General features: G+C 67.3%; 18 protein-coding genes. 6 read left to right on the top strand and 12 right to left on the bottom strand.

The features are described from left to right. Nucleotides 1-41: 41 nt before the first annotated feature. The 3 genes from AC3ANU_RS07435 to AC3ANU_RS07425 are packed head-to-tail and all read left to right on the top strand — an operon-like array spanning nucleotide 42 to nucleotide 2766. A complete protein-coding gene (locus AC3ANU_RS07435; RefSeq protein ID WP_488315777.1) occupies nucleotides 42-995 on the top strand; it encodes an ABC transporter substrate-binding protein in 954 nt (317 codons plus the stop codon). Between the two features lie 35 nt (nucleotides 996-1030). Continuing rightward, on the top strand, nucleotides 1031-1993 hold the full coding sequence (locus AC3ANU_RS07430) for an amino acid ABC transporter permease (RefSeq protein ID WP_488315776.1): 963 nt from the start codon (nucleotides 1031-1033) through the stop codon (nucleotides 1991-1993). Next, entirely contained in the window at nucleotides 1990-2766 is a 777-nt protein-coding gene (locus AC3ANU_RS07425) for an amino acid ABC transporter ATP-binding protein (RefSeq protein ID WP_144600837.1), read from the top strand. The genes AC3ANU_RS07430 and AC3ANU_RS07425 overlap by 4 nt, the downstream gene beginning before the upstream one ends. 118 nt (nucleotides 2767-2884) lie before the next feature. On the opposite strand, the gene menD is transcribed toward AC3ANU_RS07425, so the two are convergent. Both menD and AC3ANU_RS07415 read right to left on the bottom strand, forming a co-directional pair. Beyond that, nucleotides 2885-4642, bottom strand: coding sequence for a 2-succinyl-5-enolpyruvyl-6-hydroxy-3-cyclohexene-1-carboxylic-acid synthase (gene menD, locus AC3ANU_RS07420; protein ID WP_488315954.1), 1758 nt, complete (start codon nucleotides 4640-4642; stop codon nucleotides 2885-2887). Between the two features lie 191 nt (nucleotides 4643-4833). Then, on the bottom strand, nucleotides 4834-6900 hold the full coding sequence (locus AC3ANU_RS07415; protein WP_488315775.1) for a PhoX family protein: 2067 nt from the start codon (nucleotides 6898-6900) through the stop codon (nucleotides 4834-4836). A gap of 301 nt (nucleotides 6901-7201) precedes the next feature. Between AC3ANU_RS07415 and AC3ANU_RS07410 the strand changes: the two genes are divergently transcribed. Continuing rightward, nucleotides 7202-8374 carry a serine hydrolase domain-containing protein gene (locus AC3ANU_RS07410; protein ID WP_018768634.1) on the top strand — a complete coding sequence of 391 codons (1173 nt, stop codon included), beginning with the start codon at nucleotides 7202-7204 and terminating at the stop codon, nucleotides 8372-8374. A gap of 34 nt (nucleotides 8375-8408) precedes the next feature. Here AC3ANU_RS07410 and AC3ANU_RS07405 read toward each other — a convergent pair whose 3' ends face one another. The 6 genes from AC3ANU_RS07405 to AC3ANU_RS07380 all read right to left on the bottom strand — a co-directional run bounded on the left by AC3ANU_RS07405 (nucleotide 8409) and on the right by AC3ANU_RS07380 (nucleotide 13999). Further along, nucleotides 8409-8651 carry a hypothetical protein gene (locus AC3ANU_RS07405; protein ID WP_018768635.1) on the bottom strand — a complete coding sequence of 81 codons (243 nt, stop codon included), beginning with the start codon at nucleotides 8649-8651 and terminating at the stop codon, nucleotides 8409-8411. Nucleotides 8652-8809: 158 nt separating this feature from the next. Then, the gene (locus AC3ANU_RS07400; protein WP_488315774.1) at nucleotides 8810-9796 is read right to left on the bottom strand and encodes an o-succinylbenzoate synthase; all 987 of its coding nucleotides are present in this window, start codon (nucleotides 9794-9796) and stop codon (nucleotides 8810-8812) included. 70 nt (nucleotides 9797-9866) lie between these two features. Next, on the bottom strand, nucleotides 9867-10883 hold the full coding sequence (corA, locus tag AC3ANU_RS07395; protein WP_018768637.1) for a magnesium/cobalt transporter CorA: 1017 nt from the start codon (nucleotides 10881-10883) through the stop codon (nucleotides 9867-9869). Next, nucleotides 10880-11392, bottom strand: a complete 513-nt coding sequence (locus AC3ANU_RS07390) for a GbsR/MarR family transcriptional regulator (RefSeq protein WP_134163956.1) — start codon at nucleotides 11390-11392, stop codon at nucleotides 10880-10882. The genes corA and AC3ANU_RS07390 overlap by 4 nt, the downstream gene beginning before the upstream one ends. After that, complete coding sequence (locus AC3ANU_RS07385) at nucleotides 11389-13011, bottom strand: ABC transporter permease (RefSeq protein ID WP_488315773.1); 1623 nt, start codon at nucleotides 13009-13011, stop codon at nucleotides 11389-11391. Before AC3ANU_RS07385 ends, AC3ANU_RS07390 begins: the two co-directional genes overlap by 4 nt. Before the next feature lies 1 nt (nucleotide 13012). Then, nucleotides 13013-13999 carry an ABC transporter ATP-binding protein gene (locus AC3ANU_RS07380; protein ID WP_488315772.1) on the bottom strand — a complete coding sequence of 329 codons (987 nt, stop codon included), beginning with the start codon at nucleotides 13997-13999 and terminating at the stop codon, nucleotides 13013-13015. A 53-nt stretch (nucleotides 14000-14052) separates the two neighbouring features. Here AC3ANU_RS07380 and AC3ANU_RS07375 point away from each other — a divergent pair, with 53 nt between their 5' ends. Continuing rightward, the gene (locus AC3ANU_RS07375) at nucleotides 14053-15267 is read left to right on the top strand and encodes an MFS transporter (protein ID WP_488315771.1); all 1215 of its coding nucleotides are present in this window, start codon (nucleotides 14053-14055) and stop codon (nucleotides 15265-15267) included. 101 nt (nucleotides 15268-15368) lie between these two features. Further along, on the top strand, nucleotides 15369-16301 hold the full coding sequence (locus AC3ANU_RS07370) for a phosphatase PAP2 family protein (protein WP_056392974.1): 933 nt from the start codon (nucleotides 15369-15371) through the stop codon (nucleotides 16299-16301). 135 nt (nucleotides 16302-16436) lie between these two features. Here AC3ANU_RS07370 and AC3ANU_RS07365 read toward each other — a convergent pair whose 3' ends face one another. From AC3ANU_RS07365 to AC3ANU_RS07350, 4 genes are all read right to left on the bottom strand, one after another. Next, complete coding sequence (locus AC3ANU_RS07365; protein ID WP_488315770.1) at nucleotides 16437-16817, bottom strand: VOC family protein; 381 nt, start codon at nucleotides 16815-16817, stop codon at nucleotides 16437-16439. Between the two features lie 368 nt (nucleotides 16818-17185). Further along, nucleotides 17186-17680: a hypothetical protein gene (locus AC3ANU_RS07360; protein WP_488315769.1), complete on the bottom strand. Its 495-nt coding sequence runs from the start codon at nucleotides 17678-17680 to the stop codon at nucleotides 17186-17188. Next, the gene (locus tag AC3ANU_RS07355; RefSeq protein ID WP_018768645.1) at nucleotides 17681-18325 is read right to left on the bottom strand and encodes a signal peptidase I; all 645 of its coding nucleotides are present in this window, start codon (nucleotides 18323-18325) and stop codon (nucleotides 17681-17683) included. Next, nucleotides 18315-18923, bottom strand: a complete 609-nt coding sequence (locus tag AC3ANU_RS07350) for a hypothetical protein (protein WP_488315768.1) — start codon at nucleotides 18921-18923, stop codon at nucleotides 18315-18317. Before AC3ANU_RS07350 ends, AC3ANU_RS07355 begins: the two co-directional genes overlap by 11 nt. Nucleotides 18924-18981 lie beyond the last annotated feature (58 nt).

Below are 18981 nucleotides of genomic sequence, written 5' to 3'. Positions count from 1 at the left end.
CCGCGTTAGTACCTCATAGCCCCTGCAACAAAAGGTAAGAAATGCAGACTCCCCGTACCCTCCTGGGCACTTCCAAGCTGACCGCTGCCACCATGATCGCCATCAGCGCCCTGGCCCTCTCAGCATGCACGAACGCCTCGGAAACGGGTCCCTCCGGCGCGGCCACGTCCTCAGGCAAGGCCAGCGCGAGCTTTGATCCGTCCACGGTTAAGAAGGACGACGCCCTCGCTGCCATGGTCCCGGACACCATCAAGTCCAAGGGCACCATCATGGTAGGCTCCGACACCAGCTACGCACCGGCCGAATTCCTGGGTCCGGACGGCCAGACTCCCGTGGGCTACGACGTGGACATCGCCAAGGCCATCGGCGCCACGCTGGGCCTCAAGGTCCAGGTCCAGACTGCCGAATTCACCGGCATCCTTCCGGCCCTCGGCCCCAAGTACGATCTGGGCATCTCCTCGTTCACCATCAACCCGGAGCGACTGGGCGCCGTGAACATGGTCAGCTACTTCAACGCCGGCACCGCCTGGGCCGTGCAGAAGGGCAACCCCAAGAAGTTCTCCCTGGACGATGTCTGCGGCAAGTCCATCGGTGTGCAGACCGGGACCGTCCAGGAAGACCCGGATCTTTCGGACCGCAACAAGAAGTGCGTCGCGGACGGCAAGAAGCCCATTGACATCGTCACCCTGAAGAACCAGACGGATGTCACCACCCGACTGGTGAACGGCAGCATCGACGCCATGACCGCCGACTCCCCCATCATCGGCTACGCGCTGACCCAGACCAATGGACAGCTGGAAAAGCTGGGCGACGTCTATGACTCCGCTCCGCAGGGCATCGCCGTGGCCAAGGCTGACACCGCCTGGGCTGAGGTCATCCAGAAAGCCGTCACCAAGCTGATGGAGGACGGCTCCTACAAGAAGATCCTGGAGGGCTGGGGCAACTCTGAGGGCGCCATTACCAAGTCCGAGGTCAACCCGGCGGTCAAGTCTTGAGTTCTCGCGTTTCCGACGACAAGTCAGGCGTGCATATGGAACATCATCAACACCGGGACACACCGATACTGAACAAGTCAGTACCGGTGCGCCACCCCGGCCGGTGGATCAGCGCCGCCATCATTCTCCTCCTGGTCGCAGGCCTTCTTCAGAGCCTGTTCACCAACCCCAACTTCCGTTGGGACATTGTGGGCACCTACATCCTGGACGTGAAGGTTGTCCAGGGCGTGGGCTGGACCCTGCTGCTGACCGTGGCGTCGATGGTTCTGGCGATTGTCCTGGCCATCCTGCTGGCAGTCATGCGGCAGTCCGACAACCCCGTGTTCCGCTGGTCCAGCTGGGTCTGGGTGTGGTTCTTCCGCGGAACACCGGTCTACACGCAGTTGGTGTTCTGGGGCCTTGTTACGGTTCTCTACCCGGCCTTCACGCTGGGGATCCCGTTTGGTCCTGAACTGTTCAGCTATGCGCTCTCCGATCCCAGCAAAGGCCTGATCCCCGCGATCCTCGGCCTCGGCCTGAACGAGTCGGCCTACCTCGCGGAAATCTTCCGGGCCGGCCTCAAGTCCGTGGACAGGGGCCAGCAGGAAGCCGCGGAGGCGCTCGGCATGTCCAAGGGCAAGATCATGTGGCGGATCATCCTGCCGCAGGCCATGCGGATCATCGTGCCGCCCACAGGCAACGAAACGATCGGCATGCTGAAGACCACCTCGCTGGTCCTCGCCGTCCCGTTCACCCTGGACCTGACCTTCGCCACCAACGCCCTCGCCAACCGCATCTACCTGCCGATCCCGCTGCTGATCGTTGCCGCCTTCTGGTACCTCCTGGTCACCAGCATCCTGATGGTCGGCCAGCACTACCTTGAGGCCTACTACGGCAGGGGCGTGGACAACCAGGCCCCGGCAGCCGGCGTCAACCCGGCTGCTGCCAAAGCCTCCGGTGCGGGTGCTGACGCGCACCACTCAATGAAGACGGACTTCCCCGAGGAGAGTGCACGATGACGATCACAGCCGAAAAGCCGCTGGTCAAGATCGAAGGCCTGCACAAGTACTACGGGCACCACCATGTGCTCCGGGGCATCGACATGACCGTCAACCAGGGCGAAGTGTCAGTGGTGATCGGGCCCTCGGGTTCGGGCAAGTCCACCATGCTGCGCTGCGTGAACCTCCTGGAAACTATCAGTGCCGGGCGGATTTCCGTGGGCGGTCAGTTGATCGGCTACCGCGAGGTCAACGGCCGGCTCCACGACCTCAAGACCAAGGAAATCGCCGCCCAGCGCCGGGAAATCGGCATGGTGTTCCAGCGGTTCAACCTGTTCCCGCACAAGACCGCGCTCCAGAACGTCATGGAAGCACCGGTGCATGTGAAGGGCCAGTCGAAGGCTGTAGCGCAGAAGCGTGCCCTTGAGCTGCTGGACCGGGTGGGGCTGGGCGACCGCGCCGGCCACTACCCCTCCCAGCTCTCCGGCGGCCAGCAGCAGCGCGTCGCCATCGCCCGGGCCCTGGCCATGGAGCCGGAGCTCATGCTCTTTGATGAGCCCACCTCGGCCCTGGATCCGGAGCTGGTGGGCGACGTCCTGAACGTGATGAAGGACCTGGCCAAGTCCGGCATGACCATGATCGTGGTCACCCACGAGATCGGCTTCGCCCGCGAGGTGGGTGACACGCTGACGTTCATGGACGGCGGCGTGGTGGTGGAGTCGGGCGATCCCCGCGAGATCATCGCCAACCCGCAGCATGCGCGCACCAAGGAGTTCCTCAGCCGAGTGCTTTAGCTTGGTCCGCTTTCGAAGCCCAAATTCCCTGGCGCTGCCGTTATCTCGGTAGCGCCAGGGAATTTGTGCTTCCAGAGGGAATATGCGCGTCGAGGACGTGCGCACGCCCCCCAGGCGCTTACCGGCCGGCCAGCACGCCCTCAACTGCCGCGGCCACCGCTTCCTTGATGCGGGCGTGGAGCTGCCGCAGCTGCCGGCGGTCCGTCCGGACCTCCACGATGCTGCGCCCCTGCACAGGCCGGGCCAGCGCTTCGGCGAGTCCCGCCGTCGTACTTACCAGTGAATGTGCGACGCCGTACGCTGCGGCGAGTGCCGCGATGTCCACTGAGTGCGGGGTACCGAAGAGGCGCTCGACGACGTCCCCGTACCGGCCACCCTCCTCGACTCCCCCGTGCTCCAGCAGCCCGAAGATGGCGCCGCCGGAATCATTCAGGACCACGATCCGCAGGTCCGGCTGCTCCTCCCCCGCGCCGAGGAGGAGTCCGCCGGCCTCATGGAGGAAGGTCACGTCGCCCATGAGGGCGGTGGTCTCCTGCCGGCCGCCCAGGGCAATGCCGGTTGCTGTGGAAATGGTGCCGTCGATCCCGGCAAGGCCCCGGTTTGCGTAGACGGTGGCGGCCGGATCAGTGGCGGGCACTCCGGCCAGGTCCACGTCCCGGATGCCGTTGGAGGACCCCAGCAGCAGCTGGCCGCGGGCGTGCTTCCAGACCAGCGAGGCGACGGAGGGGCCGGTGGCGGCGGCCTCTGCGGAGACCACCTGGTCCAGGGCATGCTGGGCAGCCGAGCCGGCGAGGAGCCAGGTGTCCAGCCAGGCGGAGGTGCCCCGGCCGGCGAAATCGGCAAGGTCGGCCAGGTTCTCCAGCGGCAGCTCGGTGCGTCGGCCAGGCTCGTACCATGCGACCGGAACCGGCTGGTACAGAGCGGATTCAACATCGTCGCGGGCCAGCAGCGCGGCCACGGGACGGGACAGGGTGGGCCGGCCGAACAGCACCACGCGCTCAATCGGCTGCGCCGAGCTGGGTCCGAAATGCTCCAGCAGCAGCCGGTACGGGCCCACGGCGTTGGGTCCGAACCGGGAATTGGAGGACGGTTCGGCGAGCAGCGGCAGGTTGTGGGCGCGGGCGAACGCCTCGGCGACCGGCCCGGCGTCGTGCCCTGCCAGCACCACGGTGCGCCGCTCGGGCAGGCTGTCCGCTGCCGGGGGCAGGTTCATGACCAGGGGCTCGGTGCCCACCCGGTAGCGCGTCCGTTCCACCGCTTCCGGCAGACCTTCTTCGGGGGACGGGACCAGGGGGTCGCGGAACGCGAGGTTCAGCTGGACAGGGCCCGGCGGCAGGTCCGGGAAGGCGCCGGCTGCCGCGGAAAGCCCGGTTTGAATGGCCCGCTCCGGACTGGTTCCGGCGGGTATGTCGGCCGCGAACCGGACCTGGTCACCGAACAGGTCCGGCTGCACGGTGGTCTGGTTGGCGCCGGTTCCGCGCAACTCCTCCGGCCGGTCCGCGGACAGGACGATGAGCGGGACGGCAGCATGGTTGGCCTCCATCACCGCCGGCATCAGGTTTCCGACGGCGGTCCCGGACGTGGTGAGCACGGCTGCGGGCGAACCGGTGGACAGGGCCAGGCCCAGGGCCGTGAACCCGGCGGACCGTTCGTCGATCCGGACCAGCAGGTCCACCCGGCCGGCCGCGGAGGCCTCGGCCAGGGCGTACGCCATGGGGGCCGACCGGGAACCAGGCGACACCACCACGTGCCGCACACCGCCGTCGAGCAGGACGTCGACGGCGATCCGCGCCGCAGCCAGGGCGCTCAACTGGGCTTCCGGGTCATCCCGGTCGGGGAATCCAGGGGTGGCCTCCGGGGCAGGTTCGTTCGGCAAAGTCACCCAACCAGTCTGCCACCCCGCGACGCCCGCTCATGTATGGCAAACAATCTCCCAACCCCCGCTCACCTTTGGTCGCCCAAAACCAAACGCCCGCTCACCTCCGGGCCCCATTAGGAGTCAAAGGTGAGCGGGCGTTTCCAGAAAACCCGTCAAAGGTGAGCGGGCGTTTCCAGTCTTAAGGAAGACTAGCCGCGGAACACCTGGACCACCGCGGGACGGGGCGCGCGCACCTGGCCGGGTGCCGGCGTCGTGCCTGCCGGGACGTAGTCCGGGAAGTAGGAGTGCGGCGCCTCGAAGGTGCCTTCCTCGCCCGGGTGCTGCACGGAGACGAACACCATGCGCTCGTCGTCGTGGATGACCGGGCCGCAGGTCTCGGCGTCGCGGGGAACGGAGAGGAACTGCTCCACCTTGCCGCGCTCGGCGCCGTCCAGGGTGACCTTGAAGAGGCCGTCGTTGTAGCCGATGCCGGACGGCGCGCCGTCGGTGGAGATCCAGAGGTTGCCCACGGAGTCGAAGGCCACGTTGTCCGGGCAGGAGATGGGCGAGACCTTGTCCGCCGGGTAGCCGGAGAAGTAGGTGGCATCGCCCTGCGCCGCGTCGCCGCAGACCATCAGGAGGGTCCAGTTGAACTTCGTGGAGGTCTGGTCGCCGGTTTCGGTGATTTCCACGATGTGCCCGTCGCGGTTCTGGGTGCGCGGGTTGACTTCGGTGGCGCCCTCCTTGGTGCCGGTGCCGCGGTCCGAGTTGTTGGTGCAGACCACGTAGACCTTGCCGGTGTGCAGGCTGGGCTGGACGTCCTCGCACCGGTCCATCTTGGTGGGTCCCACCTTGTCCGCTGCCAGGCGGGTGTAGACCAGGACTTCTTCGACGGACATGCCGGGCACGGCTGACTTGCCGCCGACCACCAGGGGCAGCCAATCTCCGGTGCCGTCGAACGCGCCGTCGGAGGGGAGCGCCCCGGTTCCGGTGATTTCTGCCGCGGGAGAGTTGCCGGTGAACTTGGCAACGTAGAGGTCACCCTGGGACAGCAGGTCCATGTTGTGCCTGCGGTCGCCCTCACGGTACTTCTCCGCGGAGACGAACTTGTAGAGGTAGTCGAACTTTTCGTCGTCGCCCATGTAGGCCACCACGTGACCGGATTCGGCCACGATCACGTTGGCACCCTCGTGCTTGAAGCGGCCCATCGCGGAGCGCTTCTTGGGCGTTGAGGTGGGGTCGAAGGGGTCGACTTCCACGATCCAGCCGAAGCGGTTGGTTTCGTTTTCGTAGCCGGCGTTGCGGGTGTCGAAGCGGGGATCGTCCAGCTCCCACTTGCGGGCGGTGGGCTTGGCGGTGAGGCCGTAGCGCTTGTCGCTGGCGGAGGTGCCGCCGGCCACGAAGTAGCCGTTGAAGTTTTCCTCGCCGGAGAGGATGGTGCCCCAGGGGGTGGTGCCGCCGGAGCAGTTGCCGAACGTGCCTTTGATGGCGCGGCCGGAGGGATCGGCGACGGTTTTGACGAGGGCCGAGCCGGCGACGGGGCCGGTCAGTTCGTAGGTGGTATCGGAGAGGTAGCGGCGGTTCAGCGGGGCGCCCTTGACGTAGCTCCACGGCTTGGTGGTGTTCTTGCGCTCGAGTTCCACCACGGCCAGGCCGTGCGCTGCGCGGCCGATGGCACGGGTTTCGGCGGCGTCGTAGCCGGCCGGGACCATGATGTTCTCGTTGGTGTATTCGTGGTTGGTGAACAGTACCGCGCGGCGGCCCTTGCTGCCCGGGATTTCCACGATGTCCGTGTAGTCGTTGTTGTAGCCGAACTGGCGGGCCTGGGCTGCGGCAGTCTGGTTGTTGAGGTCGAAGTCCGGCGAGTCAGCGAACAGCGGGTCGCCCCAGCGGATGATCGGCTGCCAGGTGAAACCTTCCGGGACGGTGAAGGCGTCGACGGCTTTGTCCACGGGCTTGATGGCGTTGAACTGCAGCTTGGAGTTGCCGAAGCCTTCCTTGGCGGCCTTGGACAGGCCCGCAGCGGAGGCGGGTTCGGCGGAGCTCACCGCGGAACCGAGGACGACGGCGAGTGCACCGGCGGCTCCCATGCCCAGGGCGGCGCGGCGGGACAGGGTGGCGGAGGCGATGTCGCGGAAGTAGCTGTTGGAGCTGGTGTTGCAGACGTCACCGGCGCAGGCGTTGTCGCACTTGAGCGCGCAGGTGACGGGGCTGCGCTTGCCCTTGGTATGGCCGAGCATGGGCAGCAGGGTGAACTTGCGGGCAGTTTCAGACATGGGAACCTTCCAAGAATTCTCGCTGGGGTGCCCGATCACCCTTCCAGCCGGTTCCTACAGGAAGCCATCAATTGGATGAAGTTATGGTGAACCGCCCGTGACCTGCAGGAACGTTTCATCCGTCAATGCAGGTGGTACCGCCCGTTCCGTGGGTTGGCTGAACATGCCGCGGCTGCTTCCCGCTGGCGGTGGGCGGACTTAAAATTGGAGTGCTGGGCGGACGGCGCCATCAGAGGTTTGGCCGGACACGGCGCTGCAGGCGGCCCAAACACGTCACCCTGTCCAGAGCGGATGCCCCGGCATGAGCACGAACAGACCTGCCTGGCGGCGGGCGGTCTTCGCCGCCGTCCTCGCCGTGACCGGCTGCACCTACACCCCGGACGAGCCCGTCCCCTCCCCAAGCTCCCCCAACCCCTTCGGTTCCCTTGAGAACCAGGTGAAGCTGTTCATGAACGACGGCGCGGTGGCCACCGTCGTGCAGGTCAAATGGCCGGAAGGTGAGTGGTCCAAGGCCTTTGGCATGCGCGACCTTGAAACGAGGACCCCGGCACAGGCCACCGACCGTGTGCAGATCGCCAGCGTCACCAAAACGATGACGGCCGTGGCAGTACTCAAACTCGTCGACGACCACCTCATCGGCCTGGACGACCCCGTAAACGATGTCATCCCCGGCTTCACAGCACTCAAGCCTCCGGGCCCCATCACGGTGAGACAGCTGCTCAGCCACACGTCTGGCATGCCGGAGGCCAACGATGCGTTGCCGCGCGACGTCGACTTCCGCCCAAGTGTTTCCCGGACGATGACGATGGAGCGGGGTTTGCAGCTGGCCGGCACCCTCCCGTGGGATGGGTCCAGCGTCGGCTCCTTTAGGTACTCGAACACGAACTACCTCGCACTCGGCCTGCTTATCCAGGAACTGCGGCATAAGCCCTTCACCAGCGTCATGCGTGAGGAGATCTTTGGTCCGCTTGGTTTGAAGAGCACCACCCTGGACCACCTCGACCCGCTCGAATCCGGGCTTCTCCACGGCTATGTGACCCTCCGGGGTGAGCGGATCGATACCACTGACAACATCTTCAGTGCCGGTTCGCCGGCCGTGGGCGCCGTTTCGACAGTGGAGGACATGAACCACTTCATGGCGGCCCTTTTCCAGGGCCGGGCAATCTCCGCCGCGTCGTTGGGCGCGATGACGGCGAAGACCGTCTTCTCGCCGTACGGGCTGGGCCTCTGGGAACACGCAGATGGCTGCTCGCCCCAGCCGCGCTACGCGGGCAGGGGGCTCTTCTGGGACTATCAGACTGTGGCGGTCAGCAGCAGCGACGGGCGCTACCAGGCCGCGATGACCGTCACCACCCCGCCGCTTCCGACAGAGCTGGAGGATGAGTCCACCCAGAACATGCGCGAACTCCTGGTCGGCCAAATCGAGTCAACCCTTAACGAGGCCCTTGACCGGCTGTGCGCGCCGGCAAAATGAGGAAACACCACTCCCCGATTGGTGGCCGTCTTCCTCAACCCACGGGATGCCCGTGCGAGCAGTGGTCCTCCCCCGGCAGGATCTCATGCCCCTGGATGCAGGTCCGTTGCGGGGCAAGGGGCCGGTCATGGCTGCTGAGGAAGATACTGCTGGAGGCACGCTCGATGCCCTCGTCCTCCCGCCTCAGCCATTCCGCCAGGTGCAGCCGGTGATGCTCCCCGGAGTTTTCCCGCTTTTTCGATTCATCCGCCTGATGCCTGAAAGGTATCTTCACCATGGCACTTGTGACCTTAAATAACGTCCCTGTTCGGTGCAGGGAGGAACCGGTGGAACCATGATAGGAGCCACGCAACCCTCCGGCAATCACCCGCAGGACGCCACCCTGCAGCGACATCCAATGCCGGCTAGCTGCCGTTTGGGGCGTGAAAACGGCAGCTACTCAGCAGTCGCTCGGGTGAGGAGGGCGTGCACGCGGCGGAGCCGTGCCAGCCACCAGTCGCGGCGTTCCGCAGGAGCCGCAAACCGCTCAAGCAGCCCGGCGTCGGCGGCAACGTCGCGCAGGCGGATGGCGCCGTCGTCGGCCACTAGGGGGTCCGTGGTGATGTCCGAGTCAAACAGCGACACCGTTCCCAGGCCGCAGGCGTAGGGCAGCTCGGGCAGGGCGGCGGCGAGGGCAAGGCCCGCGCGGATGCCGATGGAGGTGTCCAGCGCGGAGCTGACGACGGCGGGGAGTCCGGCCTGTGCCACGATGTCCAGGGCGCGCCGCACTCCCCCAAGCGGTGCCACCTTGACCACGATCAGGTCCGCCGCGCCCGCCCGGGCCACCCGGAGCGGATCGGTTTCCTTGCGGACGCTTTCGTCGGCCGCGATCAACACCGGCGTCCCGGCGTCCCGAAGCCGGGACCGGACCTCGGCAAGGCCCTCGATGGAAGGCACCGGCTGCTCTGCGTATTCCAGCCCAACAGGCGCCAGCCGGGTCAACGCCTCCACGGCGCCGGGCACGTCCCAGCCGCCGTTGGCGTCCACGCGGATGGCCGCGTCCGGCAAAGCGGCGCGCACAGCACGGACCCGGGCGACGTCGTCGTCAAGCGACTGGCCCTGCTCCGCCACCTTGACCTTGACGGCGTCCACGCGGCCGAACCGGGCCAGAACGTCCGGCACCCGGTCCGCGGAGACAGCCGGCACGGTGGCGTTCACCGGGATGCTGTCCCGCAGCGGGGCCGGGAACCCCTGCCAGCCCGCCTCGATGGCGGCGGCCAGCCAGTGCGATGCCTCGGCGTCGCCATACTCGGGAAAGGGGCAGAACTCGCCCCAGCCCGCCGGCCCGCGGAGCAGGAGGGACTCGCGTTCCATGATTCCCCGGAACTTCACGCGCATGGGCAGGCTGACCACATGCGCGCTGGCCAGGAGTTCGTCAAGCATGCCGTTTACTGTAGCCGCACCTCACTGCGAATTTTGCGCGTCGAGGAGGCGCAGGGCCAGCGAAGGAAAGTCAGATCCACTTGTTGTGCTTGAACGCCAGGTAAAGGGCCAGCCCCATGGCCGCCATCACACCCAGCGCATAGGGGTAGCCATAGGTCCACGCCAGTTCGGGCATGTTGACGAAGTTCATGCCGTAGATGGACGCCACCAGCGTGGGGGCGAACAGGATGGCAGCCCAGGAGGAGATGCGCTTGACCTGCTCGTTCTGCTCAAAGCTGGACTCTGTCATCCGCTGCATTTCATCGTTTTGCCGCTGGGCCACGAGGGCGGCGTTGACGGCGAGCGCGTTCTGGAGCAGGGCCCGGAAGGATGCCACGCGTTCATTGATCCTGAGGACGTGGTCCAGGACATCGCGGTAGTGGTCCCGAAGCTCGGTTGACTGTTCGCGGTCCGGGGCTCCGGCGATCAGGGCCTGCAGTATCCCCGCCAGCGGACTCGTGGCCCGCTGGAAGGTGATGACCTGCCGGGACAGTTCATAGATGCGGCGGGATACGTCCGGATCCGCACCGAACAGGTCATCCTCAATTTCGTCGATGTCGTTTTCCAGGCCCGCCACCACCGGCTCGTATTCGTCCACCACCTGGTCCAGGATCCCGTAGAGCACCGCGTCCGGTCCCAGGGCCAGGAATTCCGGCATCGACTCCATCCGGCGGCGGACCTTGGCCAAATCCGGGGACTCGGCGTGCCGGACGGTGACCACGTACTCGTCGCCGGCGAAGACGTGGATCTCGCCGAAGTCCACCCTTTCTTCGTCGTCACGGTACCGGGCTGGCCTCAGCACCAAAAACAGGCACTCGCCGTAGTGCTCCAGCTTGGCCCGCTGGTGGCCGGCAAGTGCGTCCTCGATGGCCAGCGCGTTGAGGTCGAATTCCTCGCCGACGGACTGCAGTTCCTCTGCGTCAGGCCGGTACAGCCCTATCCACGCCATCCCCTCCCGCTGGCGGAGCAGGAAGTAGGTCTCGTCAAGGTCTTCCGGGTCCTCGGTGCGCAGCCCGTTCACGTACACGGCGTTGTCGATGATGGTCACGGCGTGGCCTCCCTGGCCCGTTCGCGCTCCCAGTCGTCCAGCAGGGCCGGCATCCGCGCATTGAGGAACCGGTAGAACCGGGCCATGTCCGCCACCCGGGCCCGGGCCGCTGATCCCTCCGGGAGGGTTTCCGCCGTGGCGTCGGTCAGGGCCGCCAGCTTTTCGTAGATGGGGCTGTTCCGCATGGACACCACGTACCACTCGTCCTCATGCAGGGCGTAGAGGTCGCGGCGGCTGCCGGGCTGGGAGACGCGATGGACGAAGCCCACCGTCTGCAGGTACCGCACAGCCCCGGAGACCGCCGCGGCGCTGGCCCCCAGCCGCTCCGAAAGTTCCGCAGCCGTGAGGCTCCCCTGCTCGGAGGACACCAGTGCCAGCAGGGTCCGTGCCGGCATCTTGGGGAAACCGGCGGCGGCGAAGGCAGCGGCAGTTATTTCGGCAGCGGCGGCGGTGGAAGCCGCGGCGGCCAGCGTGTCCCGGGCAGCCGCCACCTCAGCTCGGGTGCTCATGCCGACCCCACTTCCCGCCGCCGCATGCCCGCAATGGCCAGCGCGGCGGCAGCCGCGGCGATGGCCAGCATCCACCATGCGCCGCTCCAGTCCGTGGCGTCCCCGTGCGGTACCGGTGTGTGGGTGAACGGGGACAGGTCGCGCAGGCTTTGGTCCAGCCCCAGCATGCCCCCGAAGATTCCCAGCATCACGCCCAGGGCCAGCAACGCCCAGCTGGTGGCGGTGGTCCCGGCAGGCCACAGGACGAACACCAGCGCCGGAACGGCAAGGTAGATCCACGCTGCGGGCAGCTGGGCCAGCGCGGTTTCCCACAGCGCATCGGCCGGCATTGAGGTATCCCCGGAACCGGTGAGCGTGGCCCACGCCCCCACCCCGGCCAGGCCCACCACCAGCACCACGGCCCCCGCGCCCAGCAGCAGGTAGCCGGCCAGCCACTGGACGCGGCCCACCGGTGCGGCCAGCAAGAGTTCGGCGGATCCGGCGGCTTCCTCCTGCCGCTGCCTGATCACCGCCTGGAGGGCGCACGCCGCCGCCAGGACCCCGGCCATCGAGAAGAGTACCGACACCATGAGCTGGGTCAGTGATGTGCCCTGCGACTGGAGCATGGCCCGCATCACGGCAGTGATGTTGGTGTCAGGGGTGTCGACGGCGGCAATCGCCTTTCCCAGCGACCCCGCCAGCAGCCCGAGGGCCAGGCCGCTGAACCCCCAGCCGATGATTGACCCGGACTGCAGCCGCAGCGCCAGGGCCACGGGGCTTCGAAGCGCCGGCCGGGCGGCGGCGCGTCCCGGCCTGGCACCCCAGACGCTGGCCCCGCTGTCCCGCGTGCGGAGGATGAGCCAGGCGGCCGTGAGGCAGCCGACTGCAAGCCCCACCGGCAGCAGCAGCGGCCAGGCACGGTTTCCAGAGAACGCGAACGTCTGCTGGCCCCAGCCGATGGGCGAGAACCAGCTGGCTGCCCCTTCAGTCATAGTGGTCCCGTCGGCGCCGGGCGTTCCGGTGGCGTCCCCGATCCCACGCAGGACATAGGCCAGGACAACCAGCGCGGCCGAGACCCCGTTCGCACCGCGCGAAGTCCCCATGAACTGGGCCACCAGCAGTCCCACGCCCAGGAAGGCGAGGCCGGCGGCGCCCGTTGCGGCTCCGGCGGTCAGGGCACCCTGCGCGTCCAGCCCCTGGGCGGCGAATCCGCCAAACACCGCGAGCGCCACCAGGATGTTGGCTGTGACGCCGTGCAGCAGGGTGGCGGTATTGGGCAGCAGGCGGCCGGCAGGCGTGGCGGCCACCAGTTCCGCCGTCCCCGTCTCCTCGTCCGCCCGGGTGTGGCGTACCGCCAGGAAGGTGCTCATCAGGCCTGCCAGCAGGGCAAGGAACGCGTAGATCAGGAAGAACGTGAAGGCCCCCTGGTCGGCGCCACGGGGCAGGCCGCGCAGCATCAGGATGGCGGGCGTGGCGATGGCCACCTGCAGGATTTCCGTGCGGCTGGCCACGTTGCCGTAGGTCTGGGTCACTGCGGCGGCTGCGAACCAGGCAAACGCCCCGACGGCCGCCACCCAGCTCACCAGCTGCCAGCGGTCCCGGCGCAGCCGCTGGCCCCAAAGGACCAGGAGGACGGCCATGTCAGCCCCGCCCCCTCGCGCCGAGCAGGTGGCGCCGGGAGCCATGTCCGCCGTCGGGCGCATCAGCCTGTGGCCCTGCGGTACCGGCGCTGTCGCCGTAGTGGCGCAGGAACAGTTCCTCCAGGGACGGCGGAACAATCGTCAGGCCCTGAACGCCCAAGGCGCCCAGGGCAGGAAGCACCTCCGCGATCCGGTCGGTGTCGGCGCTGAACCGGATCCGCCCGGCGTCGACCGTCAGGTCATGCACAGCCCCCAGGCGGGCCAGGGCCTCGGGGTCCAAACCGTCAGCGGCGAACGACACCTCCGACCTGGTGAGGTGCCGCAGGGAGTCCAGCGTCCCGCCGTCGACAATCCTGCCCGCGCGGATGATGCTCACCCGGTGGCACAGCACCTCCACCTCGGAGAGGATGTGGCTGGAGAGGAGCACGGTGGCTCCGCGGTCGACGGCGGTGAGCAGCTCCCTGCGGAAGACCTCCTCCATGAGCGGGTCAAGGCCGCTGGTGGGTTCGTCGAGCAGGTACACCTCGGCTTCGGTGGCGAGGGCCGCGATCAGGGCCACTTTTTGCCGGTTGCCTTTTGAGTAGGCGCGTCCCTTCTTGGCGGGATCGAAGTCGAAGACCTGGCACAGCCGGGCTTTTCGACGCCTGTACGCACCGCCGTCGGCGGTGCCGCCGCGCAGCCGGGACAGCAGGTCGATGGTTTCCCCGCCGGAGAGGTTGGGCCAGAGCCGGACGTCGCCGGGAACGTAGGCCAGCCGGCGGTGCAGCTCCACCGCCTGGGTCCAGGGCTCGAAACCCAGGACGGACGCGGAGCCGGACGTGGGCCTGGCCAGCCCCAGCAGGATGCGCAGGGTGGTGGATTTCCCGGCGCCGTTGGGGCCCAGGAAACCGTGGATCTCACCGCGCTGGACTTCCAGGTCGAGGCCGTCAAGGGCCTTGACGTGCCCAAAGTGCTTGTGCAGGTTCGCTGTGTGGACAACGGTGTTCATGGTTCAAGTCTTCGAAGTTTTCACAAATTTATGAAGGTACTAAAGTCCCCACTATGAGCACCGGCCACCCCCAGTCCAGCGGCAAGGCCGCCAGCTCGTCCTCGGCACCGCTGTATGCGGCGGGTTTCGTCACCGCTTTCGGTGCCCACAGCATCGCGGCCGGGCTGGGCGCCCAGAGCGGAAACATCGGGCTGACCCTGCTGAACCTGGGCATCCTGCTGGCCCTCTACGACGTTGCCGAGGTCTTCCTGAAGCCCGTCTTCGGTGCGCTCAGCGACCGGATCGGCGCCAAACCCGTCGTCGTCGGCGGCCTCTTCGCTTTTGCCGCCCTGTCCTTGATCGGCCTTGGCGCAGCTGACCCGCTGATCCTTGCCCTGGCCAGGCTGGGACAGGGCGCGGCGGCGTCGGCCTTCTCGCCGGCGTCGTCCGCCATGGTGGCAAGGATGGCCCGCGGCGGGAAGGCCGGCACCTACTTTGGCCGGTACGGGTCCTGGAAAAGCCTGGGATACATCATCGGCCCACCGCTGGGCGCGGGGCTGATCCTGGCCGGCGGTTTCCCGCTGCTGTTCGGCACGCTGTCCGCGCTGGCTGCGGTGACCGCGGTGTGGGTGCTGCTGTCCGTGCCGCATCTGGCGCCGCTGCCGCGGAAGCGGTACACGGTGCTGGACCTGGCGCGGCAGGTGGGCGAGCGCCGGTTTCTGGTCCCCACGCTGGTGCTGGCTGCCTCAACGGGTGCGTTGGGTGCCGCCGTCGGCTTCCTTCCGGCGCTGGCCACCCGGCACGGCCTGGACACCTTCGCCGGGACGGCGGCGGTGAGCGTGGTGGCGCTGGGCTCGGTGCTGACCCAGCCGTGGATCGGGCGGCTGCGGGACCGGCACGCCGTCACGGACAACAGGGGCACGACGACGGGCCTGCTGCTGATTGCCGCGGGCGTCGGCGTGGTGGCGGCCGCCCCGGGAGTGGTCACCATCTTCGTTGCCGCGGCGTTCATCGGGGTTGGGATCGGCGCGGTGACCCCCCTCGGTTTCGCCCACCTGGCGGACACCACGCCCCCCGAACGGATGGGCAGGACCATGGGCTCGGCGGAACTGGGACGCGAACTGGGCGACGCCGGCGGGCCGCTGCTGGTGGGCGGCATCGCCACGGCCACGGCGCTTCCGTTCGGGCTGGGTGTGCTGGCGCTGCTAGTGGCCGCGGCGAGCATCCCCCGGCTGGACCCGGTCCAACCCACCCACCGCGGCCCAATCAACCCCCCGCGGCCCAACTAGCTCGCAGTAACTGTCGTTTTGAGCCCTGAAAACGACAGTTAGTGCGAGCCAGTTTCAACGCTTGAGAGGTCTTCCAGCTTTCTGTGTCACCCTTAACCGCGATGACTTCTTCACGGCAACTACCCACCAGGACCCCGGCCCGGCCTGCCCCGGGCTCGGCGTTCCTGTTCGTGCTGTCCACCCTGGCGTGCATTGCCGGGCTGGTTGCCACCTACTACTTCTTCGTCCAGACCACCACCGGACAGTTCATTGACGAGTCCGCGCTGGTGGAGGCCGTGGAGATCCACGGCCCCGCCGGCAAGGCCGCCACCCGGTTCCTGGACCTGCTGCCCACCATCTCGCTGGTGATGGCCGCCGTCGTGGTCCTTTTTGTGACGGTGATCCGGCGGCACTGGACGGAGGCAGGGATCGCCGTGGCCGCGTGCATCGGCGCCAACGTGGCAACCCAGGTACTGAAGGACCTCCTGCCGCCGCGCCCGGACAAAGGCGTGTTGACGCTGGAGCTGAATTCGCTGCCGTCCGGGCACACCACCCTGGCCGCGTCCGCGGCGGCTGCGGTGTTTTTGATGGCGTCGCCGCGCTGGCGCCCCATGGCCGGCTTCATTGGCGGCACCTTTGCCATCGCCTCGGGGGTGTCCACGCTGATCAACCAATGGCACCGGCCCGCCGACGTGGTGGCAGCGTTCCTGCTGGTGGGGGCGTTCATGATCCCTGCCGGCTGGCTGATCCTCCGCCGTGGTTCATGGAACGAATGGGACGGGTTCGGCGAGCATGTGGGATCCGCCCGGATCTGGCTTACGCTGCCGGTGCTGATCGGCTTGGCCTCGGCCGTGGTGGCGGTGTACTCGTTGATCCGGATTGCGCCCAGTCCATGGCAGGAGGCCAGCACCACCAACTACTTCTGGGCGGGCATCTCCCTGATTGTGATCGCGGGATACCTGGCCACCGTTGCCACCACCTCCCTGTTCGCCTACGCGGCACGACGGCGGGACGCGCCCAGTAGCACGGAGCGGCCGCCGGCAGCGGGGTTTTGAGCAAATCTTGAGGAATTGATACCCCCTGGCTTGAGCCATGCCCGGGATAGTTGCAGGTGCCCGGGCGGCGTCTTGAAGTGGGCGCCGCCCGGTACCCCCACTGCTCTCCCGCTTGCAGCCTCTCCGGCGGAGGTCTCAGGGATCGAGCCGCTTGCGCAGGAGGCAGAACTCGTTGCCTTCCGGGTCCTGCAGCACGTGCCACTGCTCGTCGCCGGTCTGCCCCACGTCGGCCGGCCGTGCGCCGAGGGCCAGCAGGCGTTCCAGCTCCGCGTCCTGGTCCCGGTCCACCGGGTTGACGTCGATATGCAGCGGAAGCCTCCCCACCCGCGGATTGCTGCTGCTGGGGCTCAGGAAGATGGTGGGCTGCAGACCGCCAAAGCCGGCATCGGGCGGTCCGATCTCAATCGCACCATCCTCCCGGTCGATCTCCACATAACCCAGGACCCCGCTCCAGAACCGCGCAAGCAGTTCCGGGTCGGCACAGTTCAGGACCAGTTCGCTGATACGGCATGACATGGTGCCAGTGTACGGACGGGCCGCGGCTGCATGCGGGCGGACACGGACAGGAAGGCACGACGGCGGCACGCACCTCGCGCGGGAACTCACCTCCGACGCGCATCGCCTTTCCCGACGCGCAGGGTTGTTCTCGACGCGCGTAGTTGTTCTCGACGCGCGTAGTTGTTCTCGACGCGGATATTCCCCTCCGCGGCCCAAATATCCGGGGCGCAAAGGCAACTGCGGGTCGAAAGTGAACATGCGCGTCGTGACAAGGGCGGGCTGAACCACAGCTGGACGGGCAACCCAGCCCGGCGGGAGGCGGCGCCGCTGCGTGGGGGGTGTTAGCAGCGGCGCCTTCTTCCGTCGGGCTGGCGGTGGACCGGCGCCTAGAAGGTCGTGGACAAGCAGGTGACTTTGTTGCTGTTGTTTCCTTGTTCCAGTGACACGGTGGCTGACGCGGTGGTCTGCACCTGGTTCGCGTATGTCGCTGTGACACGGATGGTGAGTGGGGTGGTGGTCCTGTTGGCCAGCACGATCTGCGAGTTGATGGTCAGGGTGATGGTGCTGGTTGTTCCCAGGCTTACGGACTCGTTGTAGGAGGGCCCATACGTGCCGTTCGGCTGGAGTGCGGCGTAGGTAAGTGTCGTTGGCGCCGTCGTCCCCACCGCTGACAAGGTTGCGGTTTGCCGCGGGTTGTCATTGGTGCAGGTGAATCCCGAGAACTGGTTCGGCCACGCGCCGGAGGCAGTGACGGTCATGGTGGCCGTGGCGCTCTGCTGCCAGAGGGCCGAGGCCGAGGCGCCGCCTATGCCCAGCAGCACCGTGAGGATGAAGGCCCCGACGGCGAGGCCCGCACCGGGAGCATTCCGGATCCGTGCCATCTACTGCGCCCCGGCGGCCGCGTTGTCCCGGGAACGGGTCTTGCGGACCGACCTGTACACGGTGATGGCTCCGTAGCCGATGAGTGCCACGGCAGCGATGACTGTCCAGGTCCCACGGTCGGAATTCCCCAGGAAGTTGGCCACGAAACCCACGTACGGGACTGCGTAGAACAGCTTGCCCTTGACCTGGATGGCGCGGACGGGGTTCTCATCGTTGGCGCCGTTGTTGTCGCCCTTGGTGATCAGTGTCTTCTCGCCCTGCTGGGTGGACCCGAACCCCACGATCCGGTGCGTCTCCACATCGGGCCGGCCTGAGTAGAGCTGGAAAGTGATGACGTCACCATATTTCAGCTCATCAAACGGGGCAGGTTTCATCACCATGAACGTGCCCGGCGGGTACTTCTGCGCCATGGATTTGGTCAGCACCGTGTAGGTCTGCGAACCCGTCGCCACCGGAACCACGATGAGGACCAGGGCGGCGAACAGTGACACCAGCATGGCTGCCATGCTCAGGAAACGTCCGACGACGGCCCAGGCGGCAGTGCGCCTTCGTCCACGCTGCCGGGTGGTTGCCGGAGTCCCGCTCCGCGGTTCTGTCGGGTCGGCTTCGCCGCCCAGGAGGCGTTCGGTCAGGTCAGCAGCCACTGGGCACCCCGCAGAGCTGACGTGCGGTGAGTTGGAGCGAGATGTTCACTGCCTGTCCTTTCACTGTGGAGGGGGCGCTGGTGCTCAGGCTCACCTGGAAACAGAAGACGGTGGAACCGCCTTTGGCAACCGTGGGCGAGACAAGCCCTGCGGTACTGATTGACCCGAAGCCTGTGGCGGTGCTGCATTCCGCGGAGGAAGCCGCAGTTTTGGCGTTGACGCTGACGTAACTGGCGAGGGTTCCGCCGCTGACGTTTGCGATGGTGGGCTGGCCTGCCGTGATCGCCGTGTTGAACTGGCCGCCGGCATTGGTGTTGTTGGTGACCACCACTCCGCCGTAGACCGAGGTGCCCGGGCCCAGTGTCCCTGCGGGAGAAAGGGTCAAGGTGGCAGCCGAACCGTCAGCAAGGGTCATTGTGGTTGTTTGTCCCGTGTTGACCGCCGTCAGCGCCGTATCGAACGACGCCGACGTGATGGTCCCAGGGGAGGCTGATGCCGCCGCGCTCCACAACGCGTAGGTTCCCTGAACGGTGAACAGTCCCAGGACCACTGCAACGGCGGTCAGCGCTGCCGCCTGCAGCCTGCGCTTGGTGCGCATGGTTCCTCCTGGTCCTGATTCCTGGCTTCGGTCAATCCAGGCGGGTGACCTTGAGGCC

This window comes from Arthrobacter sp. SDR-2R (assembly GCF_057747955.1).
Note: the sequence above shows the minus strand (reverse complement) of the source record. Positions and strands in the feature narration are given on the sequence as shown.

Excerpts from the sequence above, each read along its gene's own strand:
- AC3ANU_RS07435 (WP_488315777.1), top strand. The coding sequence starts at position 42 with ATGCAGACTCCCCGTACCCTCCTGGGCACTTCCAAGCTGACCGCTGCC.
- AC3ANU_RS07430 (WP_488315776.1), top strand. The coding sequence starts at position 1,031 with ATGGAACATCATCAACACCGGGACACACCGATACTGAACAAGTCAGTA.
- AC3ANU_RS07425 (WP_144600837.1), top strand. The coding sequence starts at position 1,990 with ATGACGATCACAGCCGAAAAGCCGCTGGTCAAGATCGAAGGCCTGCAC.
- AC3ANU_RS07415 (WP_488315775.1), bottom strand. The coding sequence starts at position 6,900 with ATGTCTGAAACTGCCCGCAAGTTCACCCTGCTGCCCATGCTCGGCCAT.
- AC3ANU_RS07410 (WP_018768634.1), top strand. The coding sequence starts at position 7,202 with ATGAGCACGAACAGACCTGCCTGGCGGCGGGCGGTCTTCGCCGCCGTC.
- AC3ANU_RS07405 (WP_018768635.1), bottom strand. The coding sequence starts at position 8,651 with ATGGTGAAGATACCTTTCAGGCATCAGGCGGATGAATCGAAAAAGCGG.
- AC3ANU_RS07400 (WP_488315774.1), bottom strand. The coding sequence starts at position 9,796 with ATGCTTGACGAACTCCTGGCCAGCGCGCATGTGGTCAGCCTGCCCATG.
- AC3ANU_RS07390 (WP_134163956.1), bottom strand. The coding sequence starts at position 11,392 with ATGAGCACCCGAGCTGAGGTGGCGGCTGCCCGGGACACGCTGGCCGCC.
- AC3ANU_RS07385 (WP_488315773.1), bottom strand. The coding sequence starts at position 13,011 with ATGGCCGTCCTCCTGGTCCTTTGGGGCCAGCGGCTGCGCCGGGACCGC.
- AC3ANU_RS07380 (WP_488315772.1), bottom strand. The coding sequence starts at position 13,999 with ATGAACACCGTTGTCCACACAGCGAACCTGCACAAGCACTTTGGGCAC.
- AC3ANU_RS07375 (WP_488315771.1), top strand. The coding sequence starts at position 14,053 with ATGAGCACCGGCCACCCCCAGTCCAGCGGCAAGGCCGCCAGCTCGTCC.
- AC3ANU_RS07370 (WP_056392974.1), top strand. The coding sequence starts at position 15,369 with ATGACTTCTTCACGGCAACTACCCACCAGGACCCCGGCCCGGCCTGCC.
- AC3ANU_RS07365 (WP_488315770.1), bottom strand. The coding sequence starts at position 16,817 with ATGTCATGCCGTATCAGCGAACTGGTCCTGAACTGTGCCGACCCGGAA.
- AC3ANU_RS07360 (WP_488315769.1), bottom strand. The coding sequence starts at position 17,680 with ATGGCACGGATCCGGAATGCTCCCGGTGCGGGCCTCGCCGTCGGGGCC.
- AC3ANU_RS07350 (WP_488315768.1), bottom strand. The coding sequence starts at position 18,923 with ATGCGCACCAAGCGCAGGCTGCAGGCGGCAGCGCTGACCGCCGTTGCA.